Source organism: Arthrobacter sp. Hiyo1 (genome assembly GCF_001263615.2).
Taxonomy (GTDB): domain Bacteria; phylum Actinomycetota; class Actinomycetes; order Actinomycetales; family Micrococcaceae; genus Arthrobacter.
On the sequence record NZ_DF952471.1, the window covers coordinates 194,218 to 200,583 of the forward strand.

Sequence of the window (6,366 nt, forward strand, 5' to 3'; positions counted from 1 at the left end):
CAGCGCCCGCCACCACTCGTCCGGATGGACTTCCGTTCCCTCCGGGTGGCTCGCGCGGCCCGCACGCACGAGCGCACCGCTTTCCGCGTCCAAGACCACCACTTTGCAGCTTTGGGTAGAGGAATCAACCCCGGCAACCAGTGTCATGAGGTCAGCGCGCTCCGAGGAGGTGCTCGATGAAGAGCTGCTGGAGCTTCACGAACCCAAAGCCCTTGCCGCCGAAGTAGGCATCGGCGTCGAAGTCCTCGTAAGCGGACTTGTCCGCACGCAACTGCTCGTAACCTTCGCCCGGGTTCAGTAGGTTCGTTGATTTCTGCCACGCGGGACGCCTGGAGGGCCTCCTGGACCTCGGGGTCGGCGCGGAATGCCTTGGCGCGCTCCTTGAGCAGCAGGTAGGTCTGCATGTTCGCGGCCGCAGAGTCCCACACGCCGTCGATGTCCTCGGTGCGGCTGGGCTTGTAGTCGAAGTGGCGCGGACCGTTGTAGGCGGGGCCGCCGTCGGGACCGCCGTTTTCGAGCAAGTCCACCAAGGAGAAAGCGTTCTGCAGGTCACCGTGGCCGAACACCAGGTCCTGGTCGAACTTGATGCTGCGCTGGCCGTTGAGGTCGATGTGGAAGAGCTTGCCCTGGTACAGGGCCTGGGCGATGCCGTGCGTGAAGTTCAGGCCCGCCATCTGCTCGTGGCCGGTCTCGGGGTTGATGCCCACGAGCTCCGGGCGTTCCAGGGTTTCGATGAAGGCTAGGGCGTGGCCCAGGGTGGGGAGCAGGATGTCGCCGCGGGGTTCGTTCGGCTTCGGTTCAATCGCGAAGCGGATGTTGTACCCCTTGTCCGTGACGTAGTCGCCCAACAGGTTCACGGCCTCGCGGTAACGCTCGAGCGCGCCACGGATGTCCTTGGCGGCGTCGTATTCGCTGCCTTCACGGCCGCCCCACATGACGAACGTTTCGGCGCCGAGTTCTGCGGCGAGATCGATGTTGTCCAGCACCTTGCGCAGGGCAAAGCGGCGGACGCCGCGATCGTTGCTCGTGAAACCGCCGTCCTTGAAGACGGGGTGGCTGAACAGGTTGGTGGTGACCATGGGAACGATCATCCCGTGGCTTTGAGCGCACCCTGCAAGCGGTCGATTTCGCGTTGGCGATCGGCAGCCGAGCAGCCGAAGGGGAACAGGTCGTTGTCGTGGAAAGTGATGCCGTAGGCGCCAAGGTCGCTGAGTCGGTTGACGGCTTCCACGGTGTCCAGGGGAGGGCGGGTGGCCGAACCGAACTGGTCCTGCGCCTCCCAACCGACGGTCCAAAGACCGAACGAGAACTTGTCTTCACGGGTGGGCTGAATCGTCATTGAGTGCTCCGGGTAGTCGAAAGGGGTTTGTTTCGCTATCCAACATATTATGAATTCCTGTGATGTCAACCACGTGAAGCCAACAAAGTTTTTTTCATCCCCTCAAGGAAAAGTCAGGAAAAGACCTGGCGCATGGGCCATCCAGCGGTTATGTTGTTGTGGACATCAAATAAGGCCGTCGAGCCCTCGAACGAAGGATTCAACCGTGACTGATCAGCTGGTGGCGGAACGCAACTGGGCAGGAAACTACAGCTACCAGGCACCGCAACTCGCGCATCCCGCCAGCGTGGAGGAACTGCAAGGTCTCGTGGCAGGCGGGCAGAAGGTTCGTGCGCTTGGCACGAGGCATTCCTTCAACTCCATTGCGGACACGGCCGGTACCCTCGTGGTGCTGGACCAGCTGGATCCGGGCATCAGTGTGGATGCGGCGAACATGACCGTCACCGTGAGCGGTGGCACGCGGTACGGGACCCTGGCGGCAGAACTCCAGCGCCAAGGCTTCGCCCTTCACAACCTCGCCTCACTCCCCCACATTTCGGTGGCAGGAGCTGTCTCCACCGCCACGCACGGCTCCGGTGATGCCAACGGCAACCTTGCCAGCGCCGTCGCGGGCCTTGAACTGGTCACGGCGGACGGCGGCATTCTCAGCGTGCGCCGCGGCGACGAGGATTTCGACGGAATGGTGGTGGGACTCGGCGCACTCGGCATCGTCACCAAATTGACCCTGGACATCCAGCCAACCTTCGACGTCGCCCAGAGCGTGTTCGAAAACCTCAACTGGGACCTCGTCCTGGAAAACTTCGACCAGATAACCTCCTCCGCGTATAGCGTCAGCCTGTTCACCGATTGGAGCGGAGACACCGTGGGCCAGGCGTGGCTCAAGAGGCGCGGCGGCGATGCGGACCCGGAAACGTCGGATTTCTTCGGCGGCACCCCGGCAACAGAAGCCCGGCACCCCCTTCCCGGCGTGTCGGGCAGCAACTGCACGCAGCAGCTCGGCATGGCCGGGCCGTGGTCCGACCGGCTGGCCCATTTCAGGATGGAATTCACACCGAGCCAAGGCGACGAGTTGCAGAGCGAGTACCTCATCCCCCGTGAACACGCCGTGGACGCCCTCCGCACCATGCGCCGGCTCTCCGACGTCGTGACTCCCCTGCTGCTGGTTGGCGAAATCCGCACGGTGGCCGCCGACCAGCTCTGGCTGAGCGCCAACTACGGCCGCGACGGCATCGGCTTGCACTTCACGTGGCGCCAGGACCAGCCGGCCGTCGAAGCCATCCTGCCGCTGCTTGAGGCGGAACTGGCTCCGTTCGCGGCGAGGCCGCACTGGGGCAAGCTGTTCGACGCCGGTGCTGCCGCCGTCGCGCCCTTGTACCCTCGCTTCAACGACTTCATCGCCCTGGCTGAACGCCTCGATCCGTCCGGAAAGCTCCGCAACGGCTTCCTGGACCGAACGGTGTTTGGGAGCTGATATTGTCGCGATGATGCCCTCCCCCACCCGAAATCCCGTCACCGCCAGCGAGCCCGATCCGTCACGGCGAAACAACCTGGCGCTGCTGACCTCCCTTGTCCACCACAACGGTGTACTCAGTCGTGCCCAGCTGACCAAGCGGACAGGCCTGAACCGGTCCACGGTAGGGGCGTTGATAGGGCAACTCGTGAACTTGGAAGTGGTGTATGAGACGGCGCCCTCCGGCGAAGCGCAGGTGGGCAGGCCCAGCCCGATCGTCCATCCCCGGCCGTCCATAGCTGCCCTTGCGGTCAACCCGGAGATCGATGCTGTCACCATCGGTCTTGTGGGCCTCGGGGGGAAGGTCCAGAAGAAGATCCGTTTCGACACCGAGCGGATCCCGACGGCCAAAGAAGCCGTGAACATCGCGGCGGCCGTCATCGAGGGAATGCGGTCGGAGCTCGACACGTCGTACCAGGTCATGGGCGTGGGCATCGCAGTGCCCGGACTCGTCAACCGCGGCGACGGCGTGGTCCGGCACGCCCCGCATCTGGGCTGGCGCGATGAACCCATAGCCCGAATGCTCGGCGAAGCTACCGGATACCCCTGCCACGCGGCCAACGACGCATCGCTCGGCGCCGAGGGTGAACTCCTTTTCGGCGCCGGCGCGGGCCAAAGGAACCTGATCTTCCTCAACGGTGGCGCCAGCGGCATCGGCGGCGGAATCATCGCTGACGGGGAATTGCTTCGCGGGACATCCGGCTACGCCGGGGAACTTGGACATACCTTTGTCCGCTCGACCGGCAAACCTTGCCATTGCGGGGCCGCAGGCTGCCTCGAGACCGAAGTCTCGCAGTCCTCGCTTTTTGAACTGGCCGGGATCGGCGGTGGGGATGCGGGTGAACTCGAGCAAGCGCTTCGCCGGAACAGCAGCGAAGCGGTGGGCGCCGAAGTGGCACGCCAGCTTGAGTATCTTGGCATCGCCTTGCGGAATGCGGTGAACATTTTCAACCCTGAAGCGATCGTCCTGGATGGCTTCCTCGGCGTCTTGCACGCCCTGTCTCCCGGGACATTGGACAGCTCGCTGCGATCCCAGGCGATGGACGGACCGGCTGGCCAGGTAAAGATCTACCGGGCCGCCCTCGGCTCGGATCTCATGATGATCGGAGCCGCGGAACTGGCCTTCGCACAGTTCCTCGCGGATCCGGCCGGCGCCTTAGCTGCGCTTCCTCTTAGTAAGGTCGACTATGTCTACTGACAATTCGCCCATGGGCGAACATTTCGAACTCACGGCCAGCATCGGCGGCCGCATCCAGCGCGCGTCGTCACGGAAATCGCCGCCAGCCTGCGGGAGCTCGACGTCGACGGCGTGGCCCTGGTCCAGGACTATCCCGCCGATGCCCAACCGCCATGGTGCGCGGCTGGGTCCTGGTCCCGTGGCCCAACCGGGTGGCTGGCGGCACATGGAGCGACGACGGCGTCACCCAACAACTCGACATCACCGAACCGGACAACGGCAATGCTTTGCATGGATTGCTGACGCACACTCCGTACGGGGTCAGTGCCCGGACCGCTGACAGCATTACGCTCGACGCCGGCATCTCGCCGCAAGCTGGGTACCCCTTCGAGCTGTCGACGTCGGTCCGTTATCAACTCGTGGAGGACGGGCTGCTTGTCACCCACCGCCTGGAAAACACGGGCCACCGGTCCGCGCCCGTCGCGCTCGGCGCCCATCCTTTCCTCCGGCTGGGCAGCGTGCCGACGGACGAACTCACGCTCTATATCAACGCCGCTACCCACATCGAGGTGGACGAACGCCTGAACCCCAGCGGAATCACCACGGACGTCGCCGGAACCACGAACGACTTTCGCACAGGCCAGCTGGTTGGTTCAGTTGACCTCGACGACGCCTGGAGCGATGTCCACCGCGAGGACGACGGAAGCTCGGTGCACTACCTCGAAGCGCCCGACGGCAGCCAAGTCCAAATGTTCATGGATGCCTCCTTCGGCTACGTCCAGGCCTTCACCACCACGGACTTCGCCACCGACGGCGGTATGGTGACCGCCGTCGCAGTTGAACCGATGACTGCGCCCGCCGATGCCTTCAACAGTGGCGAAGGCCTGCGCTGGCTGGAACCCGGGGAGGCCTGGGAGCCCAGCTGGGGCATCCGGTACGTGACGACGCGCGAGTAGCCAGCCGCGCGTCGCCGGCTACTTCCCCGTCGGCCACCCCGTGTACGACTCCGCAAGGTAGGCACGGGCGTGCCGGGACGAGACCACGGAGTGGAGCTCGCCGAGCTGGCGCGCGCGTCCGAAGTCGTCCGATCCAGGAGCGGTGTGCAGCATGGACGTCATCCAGTAGGAGAAGTGCTGGGCTTTCCAGACGCGTTCCAGGGCGCGGTCGCTGTAGGACTCGAGCAGGCCGTTGGAACCGTTCGAGTAGAAGGACTCCAGGCCTTCGAAGAGCACTTTGACGTCGTGCAGTGCCAAATTGAGGCCCTTGGCACCGGTCGGGGGGACGGTGTGGGCGGCGTCGCCGGCCAGGAACAGGTTCCCGTGGCGCATGGGAGTGTGGACGAAGCTGCGGAACGGCAGGACCATCTTCTCCAGGACCGGCCCTTCCTTGAGCTCAAAGCCGTTCCCGTTGACGCGTTTGCGGAATTCGGACCAGATGCGCTCATCGTCCCAATCCGCCACGTTTTCCTTGGGATCGCACTGGAAGTACATGCGCTGCACAGTCTCCGTGCGCTGGCTGATCAGGGCGAAGCCGTTCGCGGAGTTGGCGTAGATCAGTTCGTCCGAGCTGCGCGGGGCCTGGGCGAGGATGCCGAACCAGGCGAAGGGGTATTCGTGGAAGTACCACTTGCGGTTCGCCTCCGGGATCTGGAAGCGGCAGTGGCTTCGGGAACCATCGGCACCCACCAGGAAGTCCGCCTGGATCTCGAATTCCTGGCCCTCGGCGTCGGTGAACCAGACTTTCGGCCTGCCTTCGAGGTCATGGACGGTGGTGTCCGTGACGCTGTACCGGACGTCGCCGCCGTCGTCCTTGCGCCGTGCTGCAAGGTCGAGGAAAACGTCCGTCTGCGGGTACAGCCAGACTGATTCCCCCACGAGCCCCTTGAAGTCGATCCGGTGGCTTTCGCCGTTGAAGCGCAGTTCGATCCCGTCGTGCCTGTCGCCGTCGCGCAGCACGCGGTCCGAAACCCCGCTGTCCACGAGCAGGTTCACGGAGCCGTGTTCCAGGATGCCCGCACGGACCGTTTCGGCGATCTCCTGATGGCTGCGGACCTCGATGACGGTGGACTCGATCCCCGATTTTGCCAGCAGGTGGGAAAGCATGAGGCCGGCCGGGCCGGCGCCCATGATGGCCACTTGGGTGGTGATGATCTTGCGTGCCATGGTGTTCCTCGCTTCATTGCGGAACCGCGCCTAAGGGCCGCGGTGGTTCTGCTGATCAGTGTGACCCCCGCCGCATCGTCGGCGTTAGACGAATTCCGTTCAACGGAAAACCCTTAAGTGTTCCGCTGCTCCCCGAGCTGGCGCCCGATTCCGCGCGCCGCCGTCTGCAGCGCCGGCA

Annotated in this window: 4 protein-coding genes and 2 pseudogenes; 3 read left to right on the forward strand and 3 right to left on the reverse strand. The window is 64.4% G+C overall.

Features of this window, described 5'->3' with window-relative positions; genetic code table 11:
• Both AHiyo1_RS26720 and xylA read right to left on the reverse strand, forming a co-directional pair.
• Nucleotides 1–147: pseudogene (locus tag AHiyo1_RS26720) on the reverse strand (xylulose kinase); the annotation flags it as partial.
• A gap of 4 nt (nucleotides 148–151) precedes the next feature.
• A pseudogene (gene xylA / locus AHiyo1_RS12455) lies at nucleotides 152–1,339 on the reverse strand (xylose isomerase).
• 205 nt (nucleotides 1,340–1,544) lie between these two features.
• Here xylA and AHiyo1_RS12460 point away from each other — a divergent pair.
• From AHiyo1_RS12460 to AHiyo1_RS12470, 3 genes are all read left to right on the forward strand, one after another.
• Nucleotides 1,545–2,810, forward strand: coding sequence for an FAD-binding protein (locus tag AHiyo1_RS12460; RefSeq protein ID WP_253257306.1), 1,266 nt, complete (start codon nucleotides 1,545–1,547; stop codon nucleotides 2,808–2,810).
• Nucleotides 2,800–4,047 carry an ROK family protein gene (locus AHiyo1_RS12465; RefSeq protein WP_253257307.1) on the forward strand — a complete coding sequence of 416 codons (1,248 nt, stop codon included), beginning with the start codon at nucleotides 2,800–2,802 and terminating at the stop codon, nucleotides 4,045–4,047. Before AHiyo1_RS12460 ends, AHiyo1_RS12465 begins: the two co-directional genes overlap by 11 nt.
• Nucleotides 4,048–4,199: 152 nt before the next feature.
• Nucleotides 4,200–4,982: an aldose 1-epimerase family protein gene (locus AHiyo1_RS12470; protein WP_253257308.1), complete on the forward strand. Its 783-nt coding sequence runs from the start codon at nucleotides 4,200–4,202 to the stop codon at nucleotides 4,980–4,982.
• 18 nt (nucleotides 4,983–5,000) lie between these two features.
• Here AHiyo1_RS12470 and AHiyo1_RS12475 read toward each other — a convergent pair whose 3' ends face one another.
• Nucleotides 5,001–6,188, reverse strand: a complete 1,188-nt coding sequence (locus AHiyo1_RS12475; protein WP_059388776.1) for a 4-hydroxybenzoate 3-monooxygenase — start codon at nucleotides 6,186–6,188, stop codon at nucleotides 5,001–5,003.
• Nucleotides 6,189–6,366: the final 178 nt, after the last annotated feature.